The 24,763-nt window shown below is 62.2% G+C and carries 22 protein-coding genes; 12 read left to right on the forward strand and 10 right to left on the reverse strand.

The genetic code is table 11. The features are described from left to right. Positions 1 to 62: 62 nt before the first annotated feature. Positions 63 to 1,373: a transcription termination factor Rho gene (rho, locus tag QEG70_RS05400; protein ID WP_061275141.1), complete on the reverse strand. Its 1,311-nt coding sequence runs from the start codon at positions 1,371 to 1,373 to the stop codon at positions 63 to 65. Positions 1,374 to 1,717: 344 nt separating this feature from the next. Between rho and QEG70_RS05405 the strand changes: the two genes are divergently transcribed. From QEG70_RS05405 to QEG70_RS05415, 3 genes are all read left to right on the forward strand, one after another. After that, positions 1,718 to 2,500, forward strand: coding sequence for a glycosyltransferase family 2 protein (locus tag QEG70_RS05405; protein WP_308719867.1), 783 nt, complete (start codon positions 1,718 to 1,720; stop codon positions 2,498 to 2,500). A 352-nt stretch (positions 2,501 to 2,852) separates the two neighbouring features. Beyond that, positions 2,853 to 4,604 (forward strand): Hint domain-containing protein, encoded by a 1,752-nt coding sequence (locus tag QEG70_RS05410; protein WP_308719721.1) that lies wholly within the window; start codon positions 2,853 to 2,855, stop codon positions 4,602 to 4,604. A 47-nt stretch (positions 4,605 to 4,651) separates the two neighbouring features. Continuing rightward, entirely contained in the window at positions 4,652 to 5,221 is a 570-nt protein-coding gene (locus QEG70_RS05415; RefSeq protein WP_308719722.1) for a helix-turn-helix domain-containing protein, read from the forward strand. A 137-nt stretch (positions 5,222 to 5,358) separates the two neighbouring features. On the opposite strand, the gene QEG70_RS05420 is transcribed toward QEG70_RS05415, so the two are convergent. Continuing rightward, positions 5,359 to 6,570: an outer membrane beta-barrel protein gene (locus QEG70_RS05420; RefSeq protein ID WP_308719868.1), complete on the reverse strand. Its 1,212-nt coding sequence runs from the start codon at positions 6,568 to 6,570 to the stop codon at positions 5,359 to 5,361. Between the two features lie 255 nt (positions 6,571 to 6,825). Then, positions 6,826 to 7,794, reverse strand: coding sequence for a magnesium transporter CorA family protein (locus tag QEG70_RS05425; RefSeq protein ID WP_308719723.1), 969 nt, complete (start codon positions 7,792 to 7,794; stop codon positions 6,826 to 6,828). 198 nt (positions 7,795 to 7,992) lie between these two features. Between QEG70_RS05425 and trpB the strand changes: the two genes are divergently transcribed. The 4 genes from trpB (at position 7,993) to QEG70_RS05445 (ending at position 12,480) form a co-directional block, all read left to right on the forward strand. Next, positions 7,993 to 9,222 (forward strand): tryptophan synthase subunit beta, encoded by a 1,230-nt coding sequence (trpB, locus tag QEG70_RS05430; RefSeq protein ID WP_308719724.1) that lies wholly within the window; start codon positions 7,993 to 7,995, stop codon positions 9,220 to 9,222. Then, positions 9,219 to 10,055, forward strand: a complete 837-nt coding sequence (trpA, locus tag QEG70_RS05435; protein ID WP_308719725.1) for a tryptophan synthase subunit alpha — start codon at positions 9,219 to 9,221, stop codon at positions 10,053 to 10,055. Before trpB ends, trpA begins: the two co-directional genes overlap by 4 nt. A 217-nt stretch (positions 10,056 to 10,272) precedes the next feature. Then, positions 10,273 to 11,139 (forward strand): acetyl-CoA carboxylase, carboxyltransferase subunit beta, encoded by an 867-nt coding sequence (accD, locus tag QEG70_RS05440; protein WP_308719726.1) that lies wholly within the window; start codon positions 10,273 to 10,275, stop codon positions 11,137 to 11,139. An 18-nt stretch (positions 11,140 to 11,157) separates the two neighbouring features. Beyond that, positions 11,158 to 12,480, forward strand: coding sequence for a bifunctional folylpolyglutamate synthase/dihydrofolate synthase (locus tag QEG70_RS05445; RefSeq protein ID WP_308719727.1), 1,323 nt, complete (start codon positions 11,158 to 11,160; stop codon positions 12,478 to 12,480). A gap of 62 nt (positions 12,481 to 12,542) precedes the next feature. Here the strand turns inward: QEG70_RS05445 and QEG70_RS05450 are convergent, their stop codons facing one another. The 5 genes from QEG70_RS05450 to QEG70_RS05470 form a co-directional block, all read right to left on the reverse strand. Continuing rightward, positions 12,543 to 13,958, reverse strand: coding sequence for a sugar porter family MFS transporter (locus QEG70_RS05450; RefSeq protein WP_308719728.1), 1,416 nt, complete (start codon positions 13,956 to 13,958; stop codon positions 12,543 to 12,545). 44 nt (positions 13,959 to 14,002) lie between these two features. Next, positions 14,003 to 14,521, reverse strand: coding sequence for a hypothetical protein (locus tag QEG70_RS05455; protein WP_308719729.1), 519 nt, complete (start codon positions 14,519 to 14,521; stop codon positions 14,003 to 14,005). An 88-nt stretch (positions 14,522 to 14,609) separates the two neighbouring features. After that, on the reverse strand, positions 14,610 to 15,107 hold the full coding sequence (locus tag QEG70_RS05460) for a transcriptional repressor (protein ID WP_374762550.1): 498 nt from the start codon (positions 15,105 to 15,107) through the stop codon (positions 14,610 to 14,612). A gap of 63 nt (positions 15,108 to 15,170) precedes the next feature. Continuing rightward, the gene (locus tag QEG70_RS05465) at positions 15,171 to 15,302 is read right to left on the reverse strand and encodes a hypothetical protein (RefSeq protein ID WP_308719730.1); all 132 of its coding nucleotides are present in this window, start codon (positions 15,300 to 15,302) and stop codon (positions 15,171 to 15,173) included. Between the two features lie 196 nt (positions 15,303 to 15,498). Further along, complete coding sequence (locus QEG70_RS05470) at positions 15,499 to 15,984, reverse strand: flavin reductase (protein ID WP_308719731.1); 486 nt, start codon at positions 15,982 to 15,984, stop codon at positions 15,499 to 15,501. A gap of 126 nt (positions 15,985 to 16,110) precedes the next feature. On the opposite strand from QEG70_RS05470, the gene QEG70_RS05475 reads away from it, so the two are divergent. The 3 genes from QEG70_RS05475 (at position 16,111) to QEG70_RS05485 (ending at position 20,170) form a co-directional block, all read left to right on the forward strand. After that, entirely contained in the window at positions 16,111 to 17,172 is a 1,062-nt protein-coding gene (locus QEG70_RS05475; protein ID WP_308719732.1) for an enoyl-CoA hydratase/isomerase family protein, read from the forward strand. A gap of 25 nt (positions 17,173 to 17,197) precedes the next feature. Beyond that, positions 17,198 to 18,628 carry a protein adenylyltransferase SelO family protein gene (locus QEG70_RS05480; protein WP_308719733.1) on the forward strand — a complete coding sequence of 477 codons (1,431 nt, stop codon included), beginning with the start codon at positions 17,198 to 17,200 and terminating at the stop codon, positions 18,626 to 18,628. A 63-nt stretch (positions 18,629 to 18,691) separates the two neighbouring features. Continuing rightward, positions 18,692 to 20,170, forward strand: coding sequence for a sugar porter family MFS transporter (locus QEG70_RS05485; protein WP_308719734.1), 1,479 nt, complete (start codon positions 18,692 to 18,694; stop codon positions 20,168 to 20,170). A 79-nt stretch (positions 20,171 to 20,249) separates the two neighbouring features. Here QEG70_RS05485 and QEG70_RS05490 read toward each other — a convergent pair whose 3' ends face one another. After that, positions 20,250 to 22,229, reverse strand: a complete 1,980-nt coding sequence (locus QEG70_RS05490; RefSeq protein WP_308719735.1) for a S9 family peptidase — start codon at positions 22,227 to 22,229, stop codon at positions 20,250 to 20,252. A gap of 96 nt (positions 22,230 to 22,325) precedes the next feature. Between QEG70_RS05490 and QEG70_RS05495 the strand changes: the two genes are divergently transcribed. After that, on the forward strand, positions 22,326 to 22,994 hold the full coding sequence (locus QEG70_RS05495; RefSeq protein ID WP_308719736.1) for a DedA family protein: 669 nt from the start codon (positions 22,326 to 22,328) through the stop codon (positions 22,992 to 22,994). Beyond that, positions 22,991 to 23,932: an SDR family oxidoreductase gene (locus QEG70_RS05500; RefSeq protein WP_308719737.1), complete on the forward strand. Its 942-nt coding sequence runs from the start codon at positions 22,991 to 22,993 to the stop codon at positions 23,930 to 23,932. Before QEG70_RS05495 ends, QEG70_RS05500 begins: the two co-directional genes overlap by 4 nt. Here QEG70_RS05500 and trmB read toward each other — a convergent pair whose 3' ends face one another. Continuing rightward, complete coding sequence (gene trmB, locus QEG70_RS05505) at positions 23,933 to 24,640, reverse strand: tRNA (guanine(46)-N(7))-methyltransferase TrmB (protein WP_308719738.1); 708 nt, start codon at positions 24,638 to 24,640, stop codon at positions 23,933 to 23,935. Positions 24,641 to 24,763 lie beyond the last annotated feature (123 nt).

Genomic DNA, 24,763 nt, shown 5'->3' on the forward strand with positions numbered 1-24,763 from the left:
TTCCAATGAAAAAACCCCGGCCTTTCGGCCGGGGTTTTGCTCTGGCACCTGCTGTAATGCGATCAGGTATTCATCGCATCGAAGAAGTCGTGGTTGGTCTTGCTGTATTTCAGCTTGTCGAGCAGGAAGTCCATCGCATCCATCGTGCCCATCGGCGCAAGGATACGGCGCAGCACCCACATCTTGGCCAGATCGGCACGATCAACCAGCAGTTCTTCCTTGCGCGTACCACTCTTGGTGATGTCGATCGCGGGGAAGGTGCGCTTGTCGGCCAGCTTGCGGTCAAGGATCAGTTCCGAGTTGCCGGTGCCCTTGAACTCTTCAAAGATGACCTCGTCCATGCGGCTGCCGGTATCGATCAGGGCGGTGGCGATGATGGTCAGCGATCCCCCTTCCTCAATGTTACGGGCCGCACCGAAGAAGCGCTTGGGGCGCTGGAGCGCATTGGCGTCCACGCCACCGGTCAGCACCTTGCCCGATGAGGGCACGACCGTGTTGTAGGCACGGGCCAGGCGCGTGATGGAATCCAGCAGGATCACCACGTCGCGCTTGTGCTCGACAAGGCGCTTGGCCTTCTCGAGCACCATTTCGGTCACCTGCACATGGCGGGTGGCGGGCTCGTCAAAGGTGGAGGATACCACTTCGCCGCGCACGGAGCGCGCCATGTCGGTCACTTCCTCGGGTCGCTCGTCAATCAGAAGCACGATGAGGAAGACTTCGGGGTGGTTGGCGGAAATGGAAGAGGCGATACTCTGCAGCATCACAGTCTTGCCGGTGCGCGGCGGGGCCACGATCAGCGCGCGCTGCCCCATGCCGATGGGCGAGACAAGGTCGATCACGCGGGAGGTGAAATCGCGGTTCGGGGTCTTGCCCTTCCCCTTGCCGGTGGGCACTGGCGCTTCAGCGCCGCCCACGGCCGAGTTCTCGACTTCCATCTTCAGCCGCCGCTCGGGGTAGAGCGGGGTCAGGTTGTCAAAGTTGATGCGCTGGCGCACCGCCTCGGGCGGCTCGAAATTGATGGCGTTGACCTTGAGCAGCGCAAAATACCGCTCGCCATCGCGCGGGGCGCGGATCTGGCCTTCCACCGTATCACCAGTGCGCAGGCCAAAGCGGCGGACCTGGCTGGGGGAGATGTAGATATCATCCGGCCCCGGCAGGTAATTGGCCTCGGGCGAGCGGAGGAAGCCAAATCCATCGGACAGGATTTCAAGCGTGCCGTCCCCATAGATGGCTTGGTCATTATCGGCCAGCGTCTTGAGGATCGTGAACATCAGCTCCTGCTTGCGAAGAGATGATGCGTTTTCAATATTCAGACTTTCAGCATAAGCCAGAAGGTCTGCTGGAGTTTTGGCCTTGAGTTCGGCGAGTTGCATGCAGGATGTGCCTATAAGTGGGCAGTTCACGGAGGGAAAGAAAAGTCAGCCATCAGAGGGAAAAGGCATGCCGGAACCGGCGCCTGACCATTGTTTTTATCAAACTGTCGATGCTGCTTAACTGATAAGGCAGGAATCCTGACCGCGCAGAAAGCACCCTGTCAGAATTGGCTCAACTATAGGCATTCATGCCCTTTCCGTCAAGCTTTTGCATCACTGCGCCATGAACCGTAGCCCGCGCACTACCGGGCGATGTATGAATTGTTAAGCTTTGATCCGTACAATCCCTCTCCTTTCGGCCTCTTCAGGAGAGACGGATGTCGTTTCGCGCCGCGATCATCACCATGGTTTACAATGAAAATTATTTTCTACCGTTATGGTGTGCGTATTATGGTCGGCAGGTCGGGATGGAAAATCTCTATGTCATCGATCATGGCAGCACCGATGGCTCGACCGATGCCCTGCCGTGCAACAGGCTGCGTATTCCGCGCGACTGTTTTGATGACGGACAGCGGGCTGGCATGATCAGCCGACTGCATGAGTCCCTTCTCTCGTTTTTTGATGTTGTAATCTATGTGGACTGCGATGAATTTCTGGTCCCGCGCACCGACCTGTTTCCATCACTACCGGATTATCTGGAAAAGCGCCGCAATCACACCGTAATCCGTGCCGTGGGCGTTGATGTCTTTCCCGAACGGCCGAACATGCCTGCCATCATCCCCTCCCTGCCGCTACTTGAGCAGCGTTCGTTCGGGTTCATCAACCCGTGGGAATCCAAACCCGTCATATCCTATGTTCCGGTTTCATGGGCACCGGGATTTCATGAATGCGACCAGCCTTCCTATCTCGATCTCGATCTATGGCTGTTTCATATGAAAAACATGGACCTTGATGTCAGCCTCAGGCGACTTGCCCTGACGCGCGCCCTCAACTGGAGCAGGGCATCCGTGCAGAACGGCCAGGGAGCCCATCAACGCTGTAGCGATGAAGAGCTGATCAACAAATTCCATCATCTGATGAATAGTAAAAGGAATATAGATCTGGATTCCCTGCCGATAAACGAAATTCTTTCCAAAGGCCGCACAAGCGATATCTGCAGGATACCGGAACAGTTCATTTCATTTTAAAAAGCCTGCTGCCCGTTCAGGACAATGACCACAGCAGGAATGACCCGGAACGGCAACAGGGCGCGCAACGCGCGACCGGCGTGAAACCCTTACAGCCCCAACAGGGCTGTCACATTAATAGAAGTGTTTGATGACGCCTTTTTGAAAAAAGGCAGCACCCCAAAATTTCTATTGTTTCCTATAAAGAATTTGTTTTCAAACAGTCACTAAGCCCAAATTTCCATATAAATGTTCATACAGTGCTTACAAAAAGAAAGCATAATTATATTTTTAAGTAAATATTATTCATTGGCGCATATTCTGCAAATTCAAAAAGAAAATATTCCGGCCATCCAGATTCAGGAGCACGAATATGTCCGATGTTCTCGGCGTTTATTATGGAACAGGCAACACCGTAACCAAAAGCGGCTCATATACACTGGACCCAGGGGGCCTGCTCGGCATTCTTTCACCTGCGGACATCACCGTCTCCTCGCCAGACGGCAAACCCGTCGATGCGACAATCGACCTCGCGGGCCTGCTTGACCTGCCCGTCACCGCCGCTGCCACTTTTACCGTCACCGCTGAAAAGAATACGGTCGTGACGGTCAGCGCGGGCGCCGTAAACGCGCTAACCACAACCACCCTTGATGCAAACGGGGGCACGGTAGCGCTGGCTGGCGGCCTGCTGAACGCGGCAAGCGGGGTGACAATCAACCTGACAAATGGCGGCACGTTCAACGGGTCTGGCATCATTTCCGCCCTGACGGGCGCTACCATCAACTTTGGCAGCGGCGGCGGCACGCTCAACCTTGCCGGTTCCGACACGGGGCTTGCGCTGCTGTCGGGCGCATCCATCAATAACTTCGGCAGTGGTGATTCCATTATCGTGGAGAATGATGGCACCCCCGCAACGGTAACCGGCGTCAGCTATGATGGCCTGCTTGGCACATCCACCCTCACCTTCTCCAATGGTGATACGCTGGCGCTACAGGGCCAGTATCAGGACACCGACCCGCAGGCCGCCGGTTACGTCTCCACCGTGGCCGATGCGGATGGGGAAGGCACGGTGCTGGTGTGCTTCCTCGCCGGCTCCATGATCCGCACCCCGGACGCTGACATTGCCGTTGAAGACCTGTGCGCGGGCGACACCATCATCGCCATGGTGAATGACACACCCCAGCCCCGTACCATTACATGGGCAGGCAGGGCGCATGCCATGGTTCGCCCTGAATTGCCCGATGATGAAGCGGGTTACCCGGTCCGTATCCTCAAGGATGCCATAAGCGCGGGCGTGCCCTACAAGGACATGCTGATTACGGCGGAGCATTGCCTGTATTTCGAGGGCCGGTTCGTGCCCGCGCGCATGCTCGTCAATAACACGTCCATCTTCTATGATCGCGCGATCACGTCCTACGATTACTACCACATTGAAACGCAGGAACACGCGGTCATCATCGCTGATGGCATGCTGACCGAAAGCTATCTCGATACCGGCAACCGCCGCGCCTTCGTGCAGAAAGACAATGTCGTTTTACTGAGTGGCAGCCGCAACCTGACATGGGCACACGCCGCCGCACCGCTTGACGTATCACCGGGTTTTGTCGAGCCCCTATTCCGCCAGATCGCGGCCCGTGCGGCGGCTTCAGGGCATGCGCCCCAGACACAAGCCGCCACCATGACGGACGAGGCCGACCTGCACCTGCTGACACAAACCGGCGCCATCATCCACAAGATGCGCGAGGCAAACGGATTTGCCTTTTTCATGATCCCGCCGGGGGTGGAGAGCGTGCGCATCATGTCGCGCACCAGCCGCCCATCGGACACGATCGGCCCCTATATCGACGACCGCCGCCAGCTTGGCGTTCTGATCAGGGACATCAAACTGTTTGAAGGCAGCGTGGCCCGTCCCATTACCACCCATCTTGCCAATGAAGCACCCGAAGGCTGGCATGATGGCTGGTACGCGCCAGAAAATGTTCCCTGCCGCTGGACGGACGGGCAGGCCAGCATGTCTCTCGGCACCCGGCACCCCACGCTCATGGGGCTGCTCTGCCTCGAAATCCTTGCAGGCGGCCCCTATGCCATCAGTTCCGCCCCCCAGCCACAGGCCCTGACAGCGTGAAAGAGGATCCCTGCGCCCCTGAACGGGCGCAGGGACCGACCGGTCACATGAATGCACTCTTTACCCTCAAAGCCGGACAGGTCTGGACCGGCGCGCCGCCCCGCCGCGAAATACGTGGCATTGATGAAGTGGGGGAGACGCAGGTCTCGTTTCACAAACAGACCTCAAGGCGCCGTTTCCTGACCTATCAGACCACCACGATCATGGGATTTCGTAAATGGATCCAGCAAAGTCAGGCCGTGTCCAATGATGGGCTGAGTGCTGCGAGCATGCATGGGTTCTCCCCATCGCGTGAAATCGGGCAGCGGATCCAGCTCCTGCGCAAGGCGGCAGGGCTGAGCCAGCAGGATCTGGCCAACATGCTCGGCGTCTCGCGCACCGCCGTCGGGTTCTGGGAAACGGGGCGCCCCAACAGGATCAGCAGGCATGTGCCCCGTATCGCGAAGATTTTTGGTATCAGCGAGGAAGTCTTCCTCAATGGGCAGAATAGCGAAAAAACCCAGATGTCCATTACAAAGGACGAAGAAAACATCATCAACCTCTACAGGGCCCTTTCAATAGATGACAGGCTCCAGGCCATGAAACGCATGGAAATGCTGTACAGGAGGCAAAAATAGTCTTCATGCCGCACGGCAAGAGACTGTTTGAAAATTTGGCTCAGAAAATACGAAGCTTTTTTCCAAAAGCTTCGGAGAACGCCGCCTTTTTGCAAAAAGGCGGCACCCAAAAACGTATATTCTTTCCAGGTCCGGACTTAAAACCCGATAACCGCATCACCACCAAAGGTGAACATGCCGTTATTACGGCCACCATTGAACGGCGTGGTGCTGTTGAGGGCGCGGTCAAAACGGATTTCCGGGCGGATCTGGAACACGCGCACATGATGGCCGAGGTTCGGGCGGTAGCTCATGTTCAGCGTCATTTCGCCATAGGTCGTGCCGTGGCTTGAAGACGACGGACCGGTCATGACCATGCCGCCCGTTCCGGCAATGGCTTCCATATAGGAGTTGTTGCCTATGAAGGTGGCCACCATGGAGTTGTTGTTATCGCGGTAGATTTCGCCGCGGTAGTTGAAGGTCAGGCTGTCATTGACCTTGTAGCTCAAAAAGCTGACAAAACTTTCCGCATCCGCCCCGGCAAACTGCCCCCGGGCTCCGATGCCGCGCACACCTTCATCATGCAGGTAATTGAACTCGGCCGTCAGGGTCAGGCGGTCATTGACCTGATAGGTGGCGTTGATGTCGTTCCAGAAGCGGTTGGTGTGGTCAGCCTCGTAATGGCCAATCAGCTGCCACGAATTCTCCGGTCCCACGCGGCTCAGTTCCACAATCCGCAGCTTGCCATGGGCAAGGTTGTTCAGGTTGAAGCCGAAATAGCCCGCAGGTGCGCTGTTGTTGTCCGATTTGCCAAACGTTGTCTGGTTGCCGGTATCAATGCCGAAAGTCACATCGACCATGGGGGTGACATGCCAGTTGAACATCGCCCCCACATGCTGGAACGGCACGGAATATTCAGATGTATAGGCCAGCGTGTAGAACGCGCGGGAGGCGGGATCGAGTCCTTCCACCCCCATCGGGGCCTGCAGGATGCCCGCCTGCATGTCCAGCCCGCCCTTGGTGACCCAGGGCAGATGTACATCCATATGCGCCTGGGCGGGAATAAGCTGGTAGCGGTCGTTCCACTCCCGGTCACTGACACCGACCAGATGGTAGTAACGGGCATCGGAGCCATACATGGCCTCAAGCGTGAAACCGACCTGGTATTTGTTCACGCTGGAATCAATTGCCTTGTTCAGGGTAAATTCCAACTGGTTGAGCTGCACCTGGTTGGCATGGTCGGCAAAGAAATCACCGAAGTTGTAGCCGGGCTGGGGGCGGGCAGGATTGGCCATGATGCCGCCTTCGATCTGTCCGGTCAGGGTAATGTCGCTCAGCCAGTGCGCAAAACCCGTATCGTGCTTCTTCATCCCCGAGAAGATCTGGACCTGCGCATGGGCACCTGTCGACACGCCAGTCAAAACAGTGGCGATCACCAGAAAACAACCAACCCTGTGGTTCAGTTTCATACGGTTTTCTCCCTTCCCGGCATGACAGACACGGGCAGGAGCCGCTGCGCCTGATAAATCATAAAATTTGTTTTATGCCAATTATTATCCTTCTAAAACCTTGATTCGACTGCCTAATATCAGAGATGCAATTATTTTAAACCGGGTTCGTCATATTTACTGCTTGCCCAGCCAGCCACGCCGCCAGAACCAGAGCAGCGGCAACACCACCGTGGCAGCCATGAGAATCAGGGAATACCAGTAGCCGTATTTCCAGTTGAGTTCGGGAATATCATGGAAATTCATGCCATAGATACCCGCCACCAGCGTGGGCGCGACACCAATGAAGCTGACCACGGTCAGGATCTTCATGCCGTTATTCTGCTCGATACTGATAAAGCCCAGCGTTGCATCCAGCAGGAACTGCACCTTGTTGGCGGTCTGTGACACGAAATCGTTGAGCGAGCGGATATCACGCCCCACCGTGCCCAGCCGCGCCTGCAGCCGCTCGCTCAGGTCATGGCGCTTGCTCTCGCCCAGAAAGATCGAGATCCGCTCAAGCCCAAGCAGGCTGTCGCGCACGGAGGAACTCAGGTCGCCCGACCGCCCCACCCGGCGCAGCATGTTGCGCAGCAGGTTGGCCGCCTGCGCCTGGCTCGGGGTCTCGGACTGAAAGACATCCTTGGACATGCCATCAAGCGACTGGCCCAGGTGCTCCAGAATATCGGCCAGCCGGTCCACAATGGCCTCGAGCAGCATGATCCCCGCCTCGTTGGCGCTGAGCGGCGTGTCCTGCCCCGCCACCTGCCGCGCCACCACGTCAAACGCGCTGAAGCCGGTATAGCGGATGGTCAGGATCCGCTCATGCATGAGTACGAAACCGACAGGAGAGACGAAAAAGTCATCCGGTGTCTTGCGCACCAGCGGCGTGGAGAGATAGACGGCATCCCCTTCCATGAACAGGCGCGATGAACTCTCGATCTCGTCAAGCTGGGCGCGGGTGGGAATGCGCAGGCCCGTAATCCGGGCGGCCAGGGCCTCCTCATCAGTCGTGGGGTCAAGCAGGTCCAGCCATGCCGCACCTGTCGCATCCGCCGCCGTAGTCACGGTGCGGGCCGGTGCGCCGGGATGATGCGCTAGAAACATGGGCTGTCTTTCGTTGGTTCCTGTCGTTGTTCATCCATCATGCCCGAACAAACATGTCAAATCGTGACACGGCGCTACCGGCCTGCGGGGGCTGGTATTTTATCGCCATCCAGTCCAGAACCGCATGACACGGCAGCCCGGGACGGCTGCATGACCAAACCCCTGAGCCACGCACCTATTTCTTGCGGAGTAGAGAAGTTGAGCGCAACAGACACACAGGCAGGCGCCAACAGCCTGCGCAGCGGGCCGGACGGACGCGGCCGTTTTGGCATTTTCGGGGGCCGTTTCGTGGCCGAGACCCTGATGCCGCTCCTGCTGGAACTGGACGCCGCCTACAGGACCGCCCAGGCCGACCCCGAATTCCACCGCGAACTGGATTACTACCTCAAGGATTACGTTGGCCGTCCCAGCCCGCTGTGGCTTGCCCGCCGCATGACCGCGCAGCTTGGTGGCGCAAAGATCTACATGAAGCGCGAGGAGCTGAACCACACCGGCTCGCACAAGCTCAACAACGTCATGGGCCAGATCCTGCTTGCCCGCCGCATGGGCCGCACGCGCATCGTGGCCGAGACAGGGGCGGGCCAGCATGGTGTTGCCACCGCCACCGTGTGCGCGCTGTTCGGCATGAAATGCGCCATCTACATGGGGGCTACCGATGTCGAACGGCAGAAGCCCAACGTGTTCCGTATGCGGCTGCTCGGCGCCGAGGTGGTTCCCGTCACGGCGGGCGCGGGCACGCTCAAGGATGCCATGAACGAGGCCATGCGCGACTGGGTGACCAACGTGCATGACACCTACTTCCTGGTGGGCACCGTGGCAGGCCCGCACCCCTACCCGCAGATGGTGCGTGACTTCCAGTCCGTCATCGGCGTGGAAACCAGGGAGCAGATCATGGCCGCCGAAGGCCGCCTGCCTGACGCCATCGTGGCGGCCATTGGCGGCGGGTCGAACGCCATGGGCATTTTCCACCCCTTCCTCGATGACCCCGAGGTCAGGCTGATCGGCGTCGAGGCCGCAGGCTGCGGGCTGGATAGCGGGCGCACCGCCGCCTCCATCGAGCGTGGCAAACCCGGCGTGCTGCACGGCAACCGCACCTACCTGCTGCAGGATGATGACGGGCAGATCACCGAGGCGCATTCCATCAGCGCAGGGCTGGACTATCCCGGCGTCGGCCCCGAGCACTCATGGCTCAGCGACATCGGCCGCGCGGAATATGTGGGCGCCACCGACCAGGAGGCGCTTGACGCCTTCCAGCTCTGCACCCGCACCGAGGGCATCATCCCCGCGCTGGAAAGTGCGCATGCCATCGCCTACGCCGCCAAGCTCGCGCCCAGCATGGCGAAAGACCAGATCATCGTGGTCAACATCTCCGGCCGGGGGGACAAGGACATCTTCACCGTTGCCGAACACCTGGGAGTGAAACTGTGAGCCGCATCGCCCGCCGCTTCGCCACCCTGCGCACGCAGGGCCGTGGCGCCCTGATCCCTTATGTCGAGGCCTGCGACCCCGATTATGACACGTCGCTCGCCATCCTGCGCGGCATGCCCGCCGCCGGTGCCGACCTGATCGAGGTGGGCGTGCCCTTCTCCGACCCGTCTGCCGATGGCCCGACCATCCAGAAGGCCGCGCTGCGCGGGCTGAAGGGCGGCTCGACCATGAAGCGCGTGCTGGAGATGGTGCGTGCCTTCCGCGCAGGCGATGACGAGACGCCCATCATCCTGATGGGCTACACCAACCCCATCGAGGCCTACGGGCCGGAACGCTTCTGCATGGATGCGAAAGCAGCCGGCGTGGACGGGCTGATCGTGGTCGACATGCCACCCGAGGAAGCCGACCTGCTGGCAGGCCCGGCAGCAGCCAGCGGGCTGGACATCATCCGCCTCGTCGCCCCCACCACGCCTGATGACCGCCTGCCCGTCGTGTTCAATGGCGCGTCGGGCTTTGTGTATTACGTCAGCATCACGGGCGTAACCGGCACACGCACGGCCAGCACCGATGAACTGGCCGCTGCCCTGCCGCGCCTGCGCAAGGCGACCGACCTGCCGATTGCCATCGGCTTTGGCATCCGCACGCCAGAACTCGCAGCCAATGCCGTAAGCGTGGCCGATGCCGCCGTGGTGGCCTCCGCCCTGCTCAACACGCTTGAGGGCACGCTGGATGCGGATGGAAAAGCCACAGCGAAAACCGCGCCCGCCGTGCTCGAGCAGTTGCGTGGGCTGGCTGACGCCGTGCATGCCGTGAGCAAAACTGCCTCAAAATAATTCATTGATAAGAAACAGAAGTTCTTGGGTGCCGCCTTTTTTCAAAAAGGCGGCGTTCTCTCGAAGCTTTTTGAAAAAAGCTTCACCAAAAACTTTTTATGGTTTGCGGGCCATTTCACCGGCGATTTTCCACAACGGTGCCTGCAATGACAATCTGGCCCAATCGTTCATCTGCCTGTATGGAACAGGCCTCCAGAAAGCTTAAGGGAGAGGCAACATGAGCTGGCTGACCGAATATGTGCGCCCCAAGATCCGCGGCCTGCTCAAGCGGGAAGTGCCGGACAATTTGTGGACCAACTGCGAATCATGCGAGCAGATGATCCTGACCAAGGACCTGCGCAAGGCACTGAACGTGTGCCCGCATTGCGGCCACCACATGCGCGCAAGCGTGCCCGAGCGGCTGGAATGGACGTTCGATAACGGGGAATACACCCGCATCGAACTGCCCAAGGTGCCGGTTGACCCGCTCTCCTTCCGTGACCGCAAGCGCTATACCGACCGGCTGAAGGATGAACGCGCCAAGTCCCACCTTGAGGAATCGATGGCCGTGGCCCATGGCCAGATCGGCGGCCATAACGCGGTGGTGGCCGTGATGGCGTTCGAGTTCATTGCAGGCACCATGGGGGCAGCACTTGGCGAGGCTTTCCTGGCAGCCGCCCGCCTGGCCATCCTGCAGCAGTCACCGCTGATCGTGTTCACCGCATCAGGTGGCGCGCGCATGCAGGAGGGCATGATCAGCCTGATGCAGATGCCGCGCACCACGGTGGCCGTGCAGATGCTCAAGGAAGCGGGCCTGCCCTACTTCGTGGTGCTGACCAACCCGACCACGGGTGGCGTATCGGCCTCGTTTGCCATGCTGGGCGATGTGCAGATTGCCGAGCCCAATGCGCTGATCGGCTTCGCGGGCCAGCGCGTGATCGAGGATACGGTGCGCGAGAAGCTGCCCGAAGGCTTCCAGCGCGCGGAATACCTGCTTGAACATGGCATGCTCGACATGGTGGTCAAGCGCGGCGACCTGCGCGAGGTGCTTGGCCGCCTGACAGCGCAGCTCAACTACCGCCACATCGCCCCCCGCGCCGCCTGAAGCCACGGAACCCCGCACATGAAAGCGCCTGCCCTCGGGCCGGAATTCGTGGGCCGCACAGGACAGATACTGGAACGGCTGAACCGGCTGTATCCGGCCCTGATCGACCTGTCGCTCACCCGGCTGGAAACGCTGCTTGCCCGCCTTGGCCACCCCGAGCGCCACATGCCGCCTGTCGTGCATGTGGCGGGCACCAACGGCAAGGGCAGCACCTGCGCCTTCATGCGCGCCGTGGCCGAGGCGGCAGGCTGGCGCGTGCATGTGCTCACCTCGCCCCACCTCGTGCATGTGACCGAGCGCTTCCGCATTGCGGGCCAGATCGTGAGCGAGCACGAACTCGCCGCCGTGCTTGAAGAGATCGAGCAGGTCAACGCAGGCGCGCCCATTACCGTGTTCGAGGTGCTGACGGCGGCAGGCTTCATGCTCAGCGCCCGCCACCCGGCGGATCTGACGATTGTGGAAGTAGGGCTGGGCGGCCGGTTTGACGCCACCAACGTGATCCAGCGCCCGGCCGCCTGCGCCATTACCGCCATCTCGATGGACCACGAAGCCTTCCTCGGCGATACGCTGGCTGCCATTGCGGGCGAGAAGGCTGGCATCATCAAGCACGGCGTACCGGTCGCCACCGGTCGCCAGCCTGCCGAGGTGATGGCGGTCATTGCCCGCACTGCACACGCTCAGGCCGCACCGCTGTGGCGGCGCGACCATGAATGGTTCATCGACCCCGTGGCAGACGGCACTGGCCTGCGCTACCGCGACGCCCACGGCACGCTGGACCTGCCCCCACCCGGCCTGCGCGGCGCCCACCAGATCGACAATGCGGGGCTGGCCATCGCCACCCTGCGGGCCAGTGGCCTGCCCATGCCTGCCAGCGGCTGGGCGGGCATTGCGCAGGCCCGCTGGCCTGCGCGCATGCAGCGCCTGTCGGGCCATCTGGCGGCGTTGCTGCCTTCGGGGTGGGAACTTTGGCTTGATGGCGGCCACAACCCCGGCGCGGGCCACGTGCTGGCGCAGGTGATGGACGAATGGGCGGACCGGCCCACCCATCTGGTCATTGGCATGAAGCAGACCAAGGATGCCACAGGCTTCCTTGCCCCGCTGCTGCCGCGTGCCGCTTCCATCCAGGCCGTGGCGGAGGAAGGCCAGCACTTGGCCCAGCCCGTGGCCGAGATCGTGGCCGCATCAGGCGGCCGCGCCATGGCAGGCCCGACCCTGCACGCCGCCCTGCGCCATCTTGCGGCCAAGGCTGGCCCTGATGCTCCTCCTACCCGCGTCATCATATGCGGCAGCCTGTACCTGGCCGGTGTTGCGCTCCAGCACGATGGCTGGCAACCGGACTGAAAACGGATAAAGCTTCAAGAAAAACGCCGCCTTTTTGAAAAAAGGCGGCGCCCGGAAACTTTCTATTTTTCCTCCGGCAGCGGAGCGCCCTGCCCGATTTCGCGCAGCGGCAGGCCCGCCATCAGGCGCTGCTCGATCTTTTCAAGCGACATGTCCCGCGTCTCGGGAATGAAGCGCCATGTGACCAGCACAAAGAACAGGTTGAAGCCCGCAAACAGCCAGAAGGTCGGGCCATTGCCCATCCACTGCAACAGCGACAGGAAGCTCGCGCCCACGATCATGTTGGCGATCCAGTTGGTGAGCGTGGAGATGGAAATGCCAAGGTCACGCCCCTGCAGCGGCTGCACCTCCGAGCACAGCACCCAGATCAGCGGACCCGCCGACATGGCGAAGCCGGAAATATAGATCAGCAGCATGAACACCGCGATGATCTGCTCCGACTGGTCCAGATGCGGGCGGTTGAGCATGAAGCCAAGGCTACCCATGCCCACGGCCATGATCAGGAAGCCGGTATACAGGATCGGCTTGCGCCCCCAGCGATCGACAAGCCCGATGGCAATAAAGGTGGCCAGCATGTTCACCAGCCCCACCATGGCGGTGCACCACAGCTGCGCGGGGCCGACATAGCCTGCGAGCGCGAAGATCTTGGGGGCGTAGTACATCACCACGTTCACGCCCGCGAGCTGCTGCATGACCTGCAGCGTCATGCCCAGGAAGATGGAGCGGCGGAAATTGCGGTTGTTGCGCAGCAGGCTCCAGCCGCGCTGCTTCTGCTGGAGCTGGCGGCTGATGTTCTGGATCTCCTGCATGGCCACGCTTTTGTCGTTGCGCAGGTCTTCCAGCACTTCCAGCGCTTCCTTGCGGCGGCCACGCATCATGAGCCAGCGCGGGCTGTAGGGCAGGAACAGCACGCCAATCAGGAACAGCACGCCTGGCACGGCGGCCACGGCGAACATGCCGCGCCAGTTGCCCGTATAGCTGAACATGGTGTTGCTGAGAAAGGCGATGAAGATACCCGCCGTGATCATGAGCTGGTAGGTCGAGATCATGGCGCCACGCGCCTGCTCGCTTGCAATCTCGGACAGGTAGAGCGGCGCCGTGAACGCCGCCACCCCGATGGCAAGCCCCATGATGAGCCGCCCTGCAATCATGGACGGGATCGACCACGCCAGCGCACAGGCCAACGAGCCCGCCACGAACACGGCCGCCCCCACCAGCAGCGCATGCTTGCGCCCGATCTGGTGCGACATCCAGCCCCCGCACAGCGAGCCAACGGCAGCACCGCCCATCATGGCGCTGACAATCCATTCCTGCTGCAGGGTGGTGGCGTGGAAGGTGGCGGCGAGCAGGTCGAGCGCACCGGAGATGACCCCGATATCAAGCCCGGCCATGAGGCCTGCAAGTGCCGCGAGGCAGCCAATGATGAGGGTACGCATCCGTGCCGAATCAAATACGGCGGGCGCGGGCTGATTTTCCATTAAAATCCGGTCCTTTTATATTCTTATTGTTGCCGGTGATCACATTATTCCTGCCGCGCGAGGCCGGTCAGGAGAAAGAACGATACACCATATTCGCGCGTCCGGTCGGGATCATGTTCCAGCAGCCTGTCAATGACAAATCGTTTTACCCTAAAAACAACAGGGCTATCCGCTCTATGCCCTGCTTCACAGTCCGATTCCATGACTTCCATCATGTTTGCAAGCCATGGCAGCACGCCCGGGCGTTCAGTCAGCGCCAGGGGCGCGCGGGGCGAGAACAGGAGCGTGCCACGCGCGCGCAGCGTGTCCATCCCGGCGGCAGTGGTGATATGGTAAAGATAGCCATCCGGCCCGTCATCAGGGCGCAGGCTGCGGGCCGACACGACCGTCAGCCCCAGCCCGGCAATATCAAGATAGGTCAGCGCATGCGGGCGGCCCATTGGGGCCGTGGCAAACAGATCAGGCTGCGCGACCGCGGGCGCGGGCGGTGCCGCAGGGGGTACCGTAGGCCGCCTGCGGCGTGGGTGCCGGGGGGCGGTCGGTATGAGCGGCAGTCCTGACATCCTGCCCTTGCGCCCGTGCCCCATGCATCCGCCCCATCAATACCGGCTCACGCCCCCTCAAGGGCCGCGCCTGTCCATTCAACCACCCTCAGCTACACGCGGCGCACACGCCTTCGGCCTCGATGGTGGTCTGCCGCACCGTAAAGCCCCGCGCCTTCGTCACCTCAAGCAGCGCCTTGAGGATATGGGGATCATCGAGTTCGGTCACACGCCCGCACGCACTACAGATCAGGAACTGCGCCGCATGGACATGACCGTGACAGGCATGCCCCGATTCCAGCATATGCCTGCACCCCACGAAGGCCGAAAGCCGCTCGATCTTGTGGATCAGCCCCTGCTCCATCAGAAAATCCAGCGCCCGGTACACCGTGGGCGGCGCCACCGGCTTGCCCCGGCTGGCACGGATCTGCTCAAGCAGTTCATAGGCACCAAGCGGCCGCTCGGCCGCCAGCACCAGGCCAAGCACCAGGCGGCGCATGTCCGTCAGCCTGACCGCGCGCGCGGCGCACAGGCTGGCAGCCTGCTCAAGCAGGGACTCCGTCCCCGCGGGCAGGTCGGTTCCGGCCATCTGTGTCATGCGGGCCACTGCTGTGCTCCTGTGCGGTTGCCGGGGGGGTTCAACCATCCTGCCCCGTATCCCGGCAGGCGGTCAGTCCGGCAGGTGATCCACCCACATGGCCATCAGGACCACGAAAAGGGCAAGTCCCGCATGTATCCAGATCAGTCCGCGCAGCGTCAAGACAGGAACCTGCGGAGCGCGGGCGCGCGGGGTCTGTGCCATGGCATCTGCTCCTTCTGTCGCATTACTGCGCTGTGCATGCGACAAAAGGCTGGATTTTTTCTTAATATGAAGAAGTGCAAGAAGTTTTTGGTGACGCTTTTTTCAAAAATCTTCGAAGAACGCCGCCTTTTTGAAAAAAGGCGGCATCCAGAAACTTTTATTGTTTTTTATTAATGGTTTGTTTTCAAACAGTATTTTATTCGTGCGGCAGCATGTGATAGCTGCGGTTGAAATAGACCAGCCCGCCACGCGGGCTGGAATTGCGCAGGCTTTCCACCGCGCCGAACATGACGCTGTGGGTGCCGACTTCCACAATCCGCTCGATGCGGCAGTCAAGCGACAGCACCGCCTCGTTCAGCACGGGCGCGCCCGTGGTCAGCGTATCCCAGTGCCCGGAGCGGAAGCGCTCGGCCTGCTCGAGCGGGCTTGCGAACACACCCGATATGTCCTGCTGGTCGGCGGCGAGCACATTGATGCACATGGCCGCATCCACCCGAAAACGGTCGCGCACGCGGGAATTGCGGTTGAGGCAGACCAGAACCGTGGGCGGCGTATCGGTTACCGAACACACGGCAGACGCGGTAAAACCCGCCGGGTCTTCCAGTGTTCCCGTCGTGACAACATTCACGGCCGCGCCAAGGCGGGCCATGGCGTTGCGAAAGGTGAGGGCGTCAATCCCCATGGTGCTTGTGCCTTCGGTAACTGTGCATGCCTGTAGTCCGCACGCAGCCGTGACGCCGGACAGCAGCGGAGGTAGCGCATTCTACCCTCGTTGAATACCGCAAAACCACATGAAAGGACGCAATCCGTGCCCCCCGAACCGATCCAGACCACCGTGCAGGGCGCACTCGGCCGCATCACGCTTGCCCGCCCCGAGGCCCTCAACGCCCTGAACCTGAACATGATCGACCACCTTGCCGCCACCATGCATGCGTGGCGTCACGACCCACGGATTGAAACCGTGCTGCTTGACAGCACCAGCCCCCGCGCCTTCTGCGCGGGCGGCGATATCCGCGCCATCCGCGCCCTGTTGAGCGAGCATGGGGTCGAGGCGGCGACACAACCCTTCCGCCACAGCTACCGGCTGGCCTCGATGCTGGCGGGCTACCCCAAGCCGGTTGTCTCGTTCCTTGACGGGATCTGCATGGGCGGCGGCGTGGGGCTTGGCGGACATGTGCGCCACCGCATCGTGACCGAGCGCGCCTGCGTGGCCATGCCCGAGAACGCCATTGCGCTGACGCCGGATGCCGGCGGCTCCTACCTGCTTTCCCGCGCGCCGGGGCTGAGCGGGCTACGCCTTGGCCTGACCGGCGCGCGCATGAACGCCACCATGGCCATTGCCGCAGGCTTTGCTGACCGGCAGGCCCCCTCCGACCAGCTTGAAAACATAAGGCACGCACTCACCCACACGCCCGCGGGGCAGGTGATGGACAGCCTGCCGCCCTGCCCTGCCCTTGATGGCGGCCCGGACACCGCCACCATCGCCCCGGTCTATGACGCGCCGGACGTGGCGACGGTCATGGCGCGGCTCGAGGCGCATCCGGCCCCGTGGGCGCAGGCGGACCTGGCCGCCCTGCGGGGGGCGTGCCCGTTCTCACTGTGCATCACCTTTGCCGCCTATCATGCAGCCCGCGCCCTGCCCGACTTTGACCATGTGCTGGAGCAGGAATTCCAGCTCATCTGCCAGTTGCTCCGCCGCCCTGACTTTGCCGAGGGCGTGCGCGCCCGCCTGATCGACAAGGACAACGCGCCGCGCTGGTCACCGGCCACGCTTGGCGATGTATCGGAGCGCGAAATTGCCTCCTGCCTGCAAAACCATGCATCCTTTTCCCTCGACCTGCCCGTTCTCGATGCGGACCAGGAACAATAAGTTATCACCCGTAAAGTAGATGAAAATGCCATTCTCCGATTGCTACGCCCCCGCCACCCATCACAGCCGCCTCGGCAATGAATTCTATGACGTGGTGCAAGCCGCCACCTTCCCCGCCCATATCCTGCGCTACCGCAATCATGATGTTTCGCCCCGCATCGGCCTTGACGGGCTGACGGATGCGGAATGGATCCGCCATTTCGGTCATTTCGATCCCCTGCCCGGCTCGCTGCCCCGGCCACTCGCCCTGCGCTATCACGGCCATCAGTTCCGGTCGTACAACCCCGACCTTGGCGATGGGCGGGGCTTCCTGTTCGCTCAGCTCATGGACAGCGTGGATGGCCGCCTGCTCGATATCGGCACCAAGGGCAACGGCACCACGCCGTGGTCACGCGGGGGCGACGGGCGGCTGACGCTCAAGGGCGGCGTGCGTGAAATCCTGGCCAGCGAACGGCTTGATGCGATGGGCGTGCGCACCTCGCGCACATTGAGCGTGATCGAAACCGGCGAGGCCCTGCACCGGGGCGACGAACCCTCGCCCACGCGGTCATGCGTGCTGGCGCGGCTCAGCCATTCGCACATCCGCATCGGCACGTTCCAGCGTCTTGTCGCCAATGATGACAAGGCCAGCCTGAAGCACCTCGTGACCTATGTGCTCGAAACCTATTACCCCCACCTTGCCAATGAACCCGACCCGGCGGCAGCACTCTATGATGCCGCCACCACCCGCATGGCCGAGATGACGGCGCAATGGATGACGGCGGGCTTCGTGCACGGGGTGCTCAATACCGATAACATAAACCTGACCGGCGAGAGCTTCGATTACGGCCCGTGGCGGTTCCTGCCCAGTTTCGACCCCCGCTTCACTGCCGCCTATTTCGACCATTCGGGCCTGTATGCCTATGGCCGCCAGCCCGAGGCGATGATGTGGAACGTGGCCCGGCTGGGAGAGTGCCTGATCGCGCTTTCGTCACTTGAGAAAATTCAAAGTATTTTTGATGACTTCTGGGAGAGATATGAAAGATTCCTTGATATTTCTGTATTAAACCGGCTTGGCGTCAATGAAATTTCAAGAAAATCATCGCAACATCTGCGTGAATGTCTGTTCTCATTCATGGAAGAAAGCCAGATTGGGTTTGAATTTCCGTTTTTTGACTGGTATGGTGGCCCCAAGAGCCAGAAACGGGCCGTATCAGGGCCACGTGCATCTTTTTATGCACAGGACAGTTTCCGCCCCGTGCAGGGCGCGCTCATGGAGCATGAGCCCGTGCCCGGCTGTGACCTGTCGCACCCCTATTTCAATGACGGGGCGGCGTGCCTGATGCCGGTCGAAACCGTGGAAGCCCTGTGGCAGCCCATCGCCACGGCCGATGACTGGAACGGCCTGCACGCCACAATGGGGCACATTGCCCGCATGAAGGCCGCGCTATCCATGCCCCACCACGGGGCAGGCTGACCCCGCGGGGGAACCGGGCCGATACGGATGAATTATAACAATAAGGAAGGAAAAGGCACCCGCATGAACACCCAGTCCCCCCCAAACCAGACTACGCAGCAGCCCACCGAACCGTTACCCGATCTGTCGCAGATCGAGATTTCACCCAATGCGCGCAAGACCCTGTGGCTCGCAGCCATCGTGGCCGCAATCTGTGGCGGCCTCTATGGTTACGATACCGGCATCGTATCGGGCGCGCTTTTGCTCATTACGCGTGATTTCCATCTCAGCAGCTTCCTGCAGGAGATGGTGGCCTCCGCCATCCTGGCGGGCGCGGTGCTTGGCTCGCTGCTCACCGGCTGGCTGTCGGAGCATTATGGCCGGCGCAAATCGGTCATGATCGTCACGGCGGTGTTCGTGCTCGGCGCACTGGCCTGCGCGTTTTCGCCCGATGTCTATACGCTCATCGCGGCGCGCGTGTTCCTCGGGCTTGCAGTCGGTGGCTCCACGCAGGTGGTGCCGATGTACATCTCGGAACTCGCCCCCGCGCACAAGCGCGGCCACATGGTCACGATGTTCAACATCGCCATCGGCATCGGCATCTTTGCCGCCAACATCATTGGCTTTGCCGCGCGTGATGCGTGGGGCTGGCGGCCGATGGTGGCCATTGCAGCCATTCCGGCGGCGGGCGTGTTCATCTCCATGTTCTTCCTGCCCAAGAGCCCGCGCTGGGCGGCGGAGCATGAAAGCCTTGATTCCGCCCTTGAGCAGCTCCAGCGCATCCGCACCTCCGAGCGCGAGATCCGCCGCGAGATGCGCCGCATCCACGCCAATGCCAATGAGGAGACCGACCCGCGCGATGTCGGCTGGCGCGGCATCCGCCAGCCCTGGGTGCGCCCCGCACTCGTGGCCGCCCTTGGCGTTGCCTTCTTCACGCAGGCAGGCGGGCTGGAGATGATGATCTACTATGCGCCGACCTTCCTGTCGGATGCAGGCTTTGGCAGTTCATCGGCACTGATGGCCAGCATCGGCATTTCCATCATCTATCTGGTCATGACCGTGCTGGGCTCGAACATTGTTGACCGTATCGGCCGCCGCCGCCTTGTGCTGGTCATGGGGCCGGGCAGCGTGCTGAGCCTGATCGGGCTGGGCATCATGTTCCTGGCCCACCCGCAGCCGGGCAGCATGGGCAGCTGGTTGATCATTGTGTTCATGCTGCTGTTCATGGTGTTCAACGCTGGCGGCATTCAGGTGGTGGGCTGGCTGCTCGGCGCCGAGATGTTCCCGCTTTCCATGCGCGGCAACGCCACCAGCCTGCATTCCGCCATGCTGTGGGGCAGTGACCTGCTGGTCACCAGCACGGCGCTCACGCTGGTCACCAAGATCACGCTGGGCGGCACCATGTGGTTCTATGCCGGGGTAAACCTGCTTTCGGTGCTGTTCGTGTATTTCATGGTGCCTGAAACGCGCGGCGCCTCGCTGGAGGATATCGAGGAGGCGCTGCGTGAAGGCCGCTTCCGCCCCACGCGCGGCAACACCGCGATCGTGGAGGAAGAGGAATAAAGGTTTTTGGGTGCCGCCTTTTTTCAAAAAGGCGGCGTTCTTTAGAAGCTTTCTGAAAAAAGCTTCACCAAAAACTTCCCTAAGCTTTCAGGTCAACCGCAAGGGCAGGGGTCACGGCCAGGCGCAGCACCTGCTGATAGAAGGCCAGTTCCAGCTCCCAGGCCTGCCGTATGGTGGCCTCCTGCCTGAAGCCGTGACCCTCGCCTGCAAATTCATACAAGGCGCAGGGCACGCCCTGCCCACGCAGCGCCGCGACCATGGAGCGGGCCTGCGAGGGCGGCACCACCTTGTCATCCAGCCCCTGCAGGAACAGCACCGGCGCCTTGATGTGGGCCACCTGCGTAATGGGGGAGCGGGCCAGATAGGTCGCTTCATCGGCAGGGTAGGGGCCAACCAGCGTATCAAGATAGCGTGATTCGAACTTGTGGGTATCAGTCGCCAGCGCACGCAGGTCGGTCACGCCATACAGGCTGGTGCCTGCGGCAAACAGGTCCGAGCGCGCCAGCGCCAGCAGCACCGTCAGCCCCCCGGCACTGCTGCCGCGTATGACGATGCGGGCCGGATCCACCAGCTTTTGCTCCGCCAGATGGTGGCAGGCGGCAATGCAGTCATCCACATCCACCACGCCCCACTGGCCCTCGAGCCGCTGACGATAGGCGCGGCCAAAGCCTGTCGAGCCGCCATAATTGATATCGACGACGGCAAAGCCACGGCTGGTCCACCACTGCACCTTGAACGAGAAGGCGGCATTTGCCCGCCCGGTCGGGCCGCCATGCGCCATGACCACCAGTGGCGGCTTCTCACCCGCAGGCCCGCCATAGCGGCTGCTCGCAGGCGCATAGAAAAAGGCCTGCCCCATGCCATCGCCCATGGGCAGCGGAAAGGTGATGGCGCGCGGCAGGGCAATATCGGCGGGGCCAAGCGGCAGGTCGGTAGCCCGGCGCAGCACATGGGGCGGCTGGCCCGCATCGCCAGTCACCACTGCCGCCGCATTGTCGGGCGGCACGTCCAGCCACGCAAAACCGCCGCCTTCCACCGGCACCGGGCACCCGGCGGGGTGGCCAAGGGCCACGGGTGTCGCCACGCCATCACGCAGGCAGGCCATGCGGGCCTCGCCGCCGCTTATGATCATGGCCAGGATTGTGCCATCGGCCAGCAGCACGTAGCTGCGCAGGCCAAAGATCCAGTGCGGCTGGCCAATTTCGGCCTGCATGGGAGCCACCGCCACCGGGGCGGAGGATGTGGTGTCGAAGCGGTAAAGGTTCCACCACCCGCTGCGATCCGACAGGGCCAGCAGGCGGCCCGCCGCATCCCAGCTTGGTTCAATGACCGATTCCGCCTGTCCGTCCTCTCCCGCCAGCGTCCAGGGTGCGGCGAGGCGAGGGGGGTCGCTACCCTCCTGCAGCAAGGTGGCGACACGCAGGCGCGTTGCGTCCCATGGCATGGCGGGATGGTCCCACTCGATCCAGGCCAGATACCGCCCATCGGGCGAGGGCCGGGGCGAGGACAGGAAATCCGGCCCCATCACCAGCGGCGTGCCGCCATTGAAGGCGGGGTCTTCCACCACCGCCATGCAGTCGAACACCACGATGGCGGCGGCGGGCTCGCCCTCTTCCACGCCATGATCCTCACGCACGCAGAACAGGAAGCGGCCATCGGCGCTGAAGGTCAGGTCCGCAAAACGCAGCCCGGCGCCCGCGGCAATGCAGCGTGTCTGGCCGCCTTCCATCAGCCACACGCTGCCATCGCGCCGGTTGCTCAGTGCAATCCGGCCCTGACAGACCGCATATGCCCCGCCGCCATATTCATGCACGCGGGTGCCGACATCAAACGGGGCAGGGGTCATGTCCGCCACAACACCCGCGCGGGCACGCACCAGCACCCGGCGGCCGCCTTCGGCCGGGCGGCCCTCGATCCAGTAAATATCCCGCCCATCGACCCGCACATCGGACAGCGACACCGTCTGCCCTGCCACCAGCGCCGCGCTGACGGGTGAGGGCCATGTGCCGTAAGGTCGTATATCGATGTCCGTCTTGCCGCTGGTGCCGGACTGGGTCATGCTTTCGCTCCTGCCATTTCTGCGTGACAATGGTATCGGGATTGCCCAAACCATGTTTCACGGCCTGTGCCCGTACCCTACATAATCTTCTTATCTGTGACAGGTAGTACGCTGCTTCACCATCTTGAATCCCTTTTCCAGCATTACGGCTATGGCGTGATCGGGATCATCGTCATGCTGGAAAGCATGGGCATTCCGCTCCCGGCGGAAACACTGGTCATCTCCGCCGCCATCTACTGCGCCACCACCCACAGGCTGGACATCAGATGGGTGGCGACAGCCGCCATCGTGGGCGCGATCATGGGCGATAATTGCGGCTACCTGATTGGCAAATGGCTGGGCTACCCGCTGCTCGAGCGCCAGGGCGCGCGGATCGGGCTGACAGCGCGGCGGCTGCAACTCGGGCGCTTCCTGTTCCGCCGGCATGGGGGCATCATTGTATTCCTCGGGCGCTTTATCGCCATCCTGCGGGTCTTTATTGCCCTGCTGGCAGGCGCCAATCATATGGCATGGCCCAAATTCCTCCTGTTCAACGCCATGGGGGGCATATTATGGGCGGGGGGCTATGCCTACGCGGCCTATTACCTGGGCAACAGAATCACGCGCCTGTCTGGCCCGGTGGGCCTGACGGTCGCCATCTGTGGCGGGATCGTGCTGGTGTGTGCCATCATCTTCCTGCGCCGCAACGAGGCACGGCTGACAGCCGAGGCGGAAGCCACCGCCGAGAAAGAAATGAACCAACCCGGAGAACAGGCTGAACCATGAGCAGACACTGGACCATAAAACAGGCCCCCCGCATGGACGGGCGCCTGGCCCTGGTCACGGGTGCGACCGGTGGCCTGGGCTACCAGACCGCCCTTGGCCTGGCACGGCGCGGCGCGCGGGTCATGCTGGCGGGCCGCAACCCCGACAAGGGGCTGGCGGCACTCACGCTCCTGCAGCAGGACGCGCCGGGGGCCAACGCCTCCTTCCGCCTGCTTGATGTCGCCTCCCTTGACTCCATTGCGACCTTCGCCCGTGATCTGGCGGAGGAAACCGATACGCTCGACGTGCTGGTCAACAACGCAGGTGTCATGGGCACGCCCCACCGGCTGGAAACGCGTGATGGGTTCGAATTGCAGTTCGGCACCAATTTCCTTGGCCCCTTCGCGCTCACCGCGCGGCTGCGCCCGCTACTGTGCGCGCCCCGGCATGGCGGGCGGGTGGTGACGGTGGCAAGCCTTGCGGCGCTGACCGGCCAGATCGTGTTTGATGACCTGCAGGCCCGCCGCCGCTACGCGCCGTTCCGCGCCTACCGCCAGAGCAAGCTGGCCGACCTTATTTTAGCGCTGGAGCTTGACCGGCAGGCCCGCACGCATGGCTGGAACCTGCATTCCATCGCAGCCCATCCCGGCTGGTCCATGACCGATATCGCCACCAGCCGCCTCAATACCGAGCAGGGGCTGCATGAGCGCATGACCCGTTTTGGCGCGGTGTGGGCGTTCCGGCTCATGGGGCAGTCAGCCGTCGATGGCGCACTGCCCATCGAATTCGCCGCCATGGCGCCCGAAGCGCGTGATGGCGGTTATTACGGCCCCGGCGGCTGGGGCGAGCGCCGGGGACCGGTGACCGAGGCCTTCGTGCCGCCCGCCGCCCGCGACCTGACCATTGCACGGCGGCTGTGGCAGGCGGCGGAACGGCTGACCGGCACGTCGCTGTCGTAATCAGCGGCGGGTGAAGGTCCAGTACATCGGCTGGCGGCCTGCCTTGAGCGCCTTGGCCTCGTAACGGGTGGGCGCCCAGCCTTCGGGCCGCACGGTGGCGGGGGGGGCGGTATCGAACAGGTCCTGTGCACCCATCACTTCCTCCACCCATGCCTGATAGGTCGGGTCATCGCTGGCCACGCGCCATATGGCGCCGGGGCGCAGCACGCGGGCGACCAGTTTCACCGTCTCGGGGTGAACAAAGCGGCGCTTGGCATGACGCGACTTGGGCCACGGGTCGGGGAACATGAGGAACAGGCGGTCGATTGACTGCGCGGGCAGGCCACGCAGCAGGATGCGTGCATCCTCATCCCACACCCGCAGCATGTCGGGCACGGGGGCGGTGGCCTCCGCGCCATCTTCGGGCACCAGGCGCGAAAGCAGTGAACACAGGCCGTTCTCGAACACCTCGCAGGCAATATAGCCCACGTCGGGGTGGGCTGCGTGCTGGGCCAGCGAATGCTCGCCACCACCAAAGCCCACCTCAACCCAGATCTGCGCCGGCCAGTGGCCAAAACCGGTGGCCGGGTCGGCCATGGCGGCAGCGGGAAAGCGCAGCCGTGGCAGCGTCTGGTCCAGAAGGCGCTGCTGGCGGGGGCGCAGGGTATGGCCGCGCGGGCGCCCGTACAGTCGGTCTGGCGATGGCTTTACATCCACGGAGGCCGTCATCTATCCGAAAATCCTGCTCCTGCTGCCGTAATGCACGGCATGATTGAAAAACGCATCGGGGGCCGCCACGACCCGCTTTTGCAAGCAGCCATGGCAAGCCCCCTTGATACAGAAGTTTCTGGT

It is taken from the genome of Komagataeibacter xylinus, from assembly GCF_031081985.1.
GTDB classification, from domain to species: domain Bacteria; phylum Pseudomonadota; class Alphaproteobacteria; order Acetobacterales; family Acetobacteraceae; genus Komagataeibacter; species Komagataeibacter xylinus_E.

Coding starts and splice junctions, on each gene's coding strand:
- rho (WP_061275141.1), bottom strand. CDS start 1,373: ATGCAACTCGCCGAACTCAAGGCCAAAACTCCAGCAGACCTTCTGGCT.
- QEG70_RS05405 (WP_308719867.1), top strand. CDS start 1,718: ATGGTTTACAATGAAAATTATTTTCTACCGTTATGGTGTGCGTATTAT.
- QEG70_RS05410 (WP_308719721.1), top strand. CDS start 2,853: ATGTCCGATGTTCTCGGCGTTTATTATGGAACAGGCAACACCGTAACC.
- QEG70_RS05415 (WP_308719722.1), top strand. CDS start 4,652: ATGAATGCACTCTTTACCCTCAAAGCCGGACAGGTCTGGACCGGCGCG.
- QEG70_RS05420 (WP_308719868.1), bottom strand. CDS start 6,570: ATGAAGAAGCACGATACGGGTTTTGCGCACTGGCTGAGCGACATTACC.
- QEG70_RS05425 (WP_308719723.1), bottom strand. CDS start 7,794: ATGTTTCTAGCGCATCATCCCGGCGCACCGGCCCGCACCGTGACTACG.
- accD (WP_308719726.1), top strand. CDS start 10,273: ATGAGCTGGCTGACCGAATATGTGCGCCCCAAGATCCGCGGCCTGCTC.
- QEG70_RS05445 (WP_308719727.1), top strand. CDS start 11,158: ATGAAAGCGCCTGCCCTCGGGCCGGAATTCGTGGGCCGCACAGGACAG.
- QEG70_RS05450 (WP_308719728.1), bottom strand. CDS start 13,958: ATGGAAAATCAGCCCGCGCCCGCCGTATTTGATTCGGCACGGATGCGT.
- QEG70_RS05455 (WP_308719729.1), bottom strand. CDS start 14,521: ATGTCAGGACTGCCGCTCATACCGACCGCCCCCCGGCACCCACGCCGC.
- QEG70_RS05465 (WP_308719730.1), bottom strand. CDS start 15,302: ATGGCACAGACCCCGCGCGCCCGCGCTCCGCAGGTTCCTGTCTTGACG.
- QEG70_RS05470 (WP_308719731.1), bottom strand. CDS start 15,984: ATGGGGATTGACGCCCTCACCTTTCGCAACGCCATGGCCCGCCTTGGC.
- QEG70_RS05480 (WP_308719733.1), top strand. CDS start 17,198: ATGCCATTCTCCGATTGCTACGCCCCCGCCACCCATCACAGCCGCCTC.
- QEG70_RS05485 (WP_308719734.1), top strand. CDS start 18,692: ATGAACACCCAGTCCCCCCCAAACCAGACTACGCAGCAGCCCACCGAA.
- QEG70_RS05490 (WP_308719735.1), bottom strand. CDS start 22,229: ATGACCCAGTCCGGCACCAGCGGCAAGACGGACATCGATATACGACCT.
- QEG70_RS05500 (WP_308719737.1), top strand. CDS start 22,991: ATGAGCAGACACTGGACCATAAAACAGGCCCCCCGCATGGACGGGCGC.
- trmB (WP_308719738.1), bottom strand. CDS start 24,640: ATGACGGCCTCCGTGGATGTAAAGCCATCGCCAGACCGACTGTACGGG.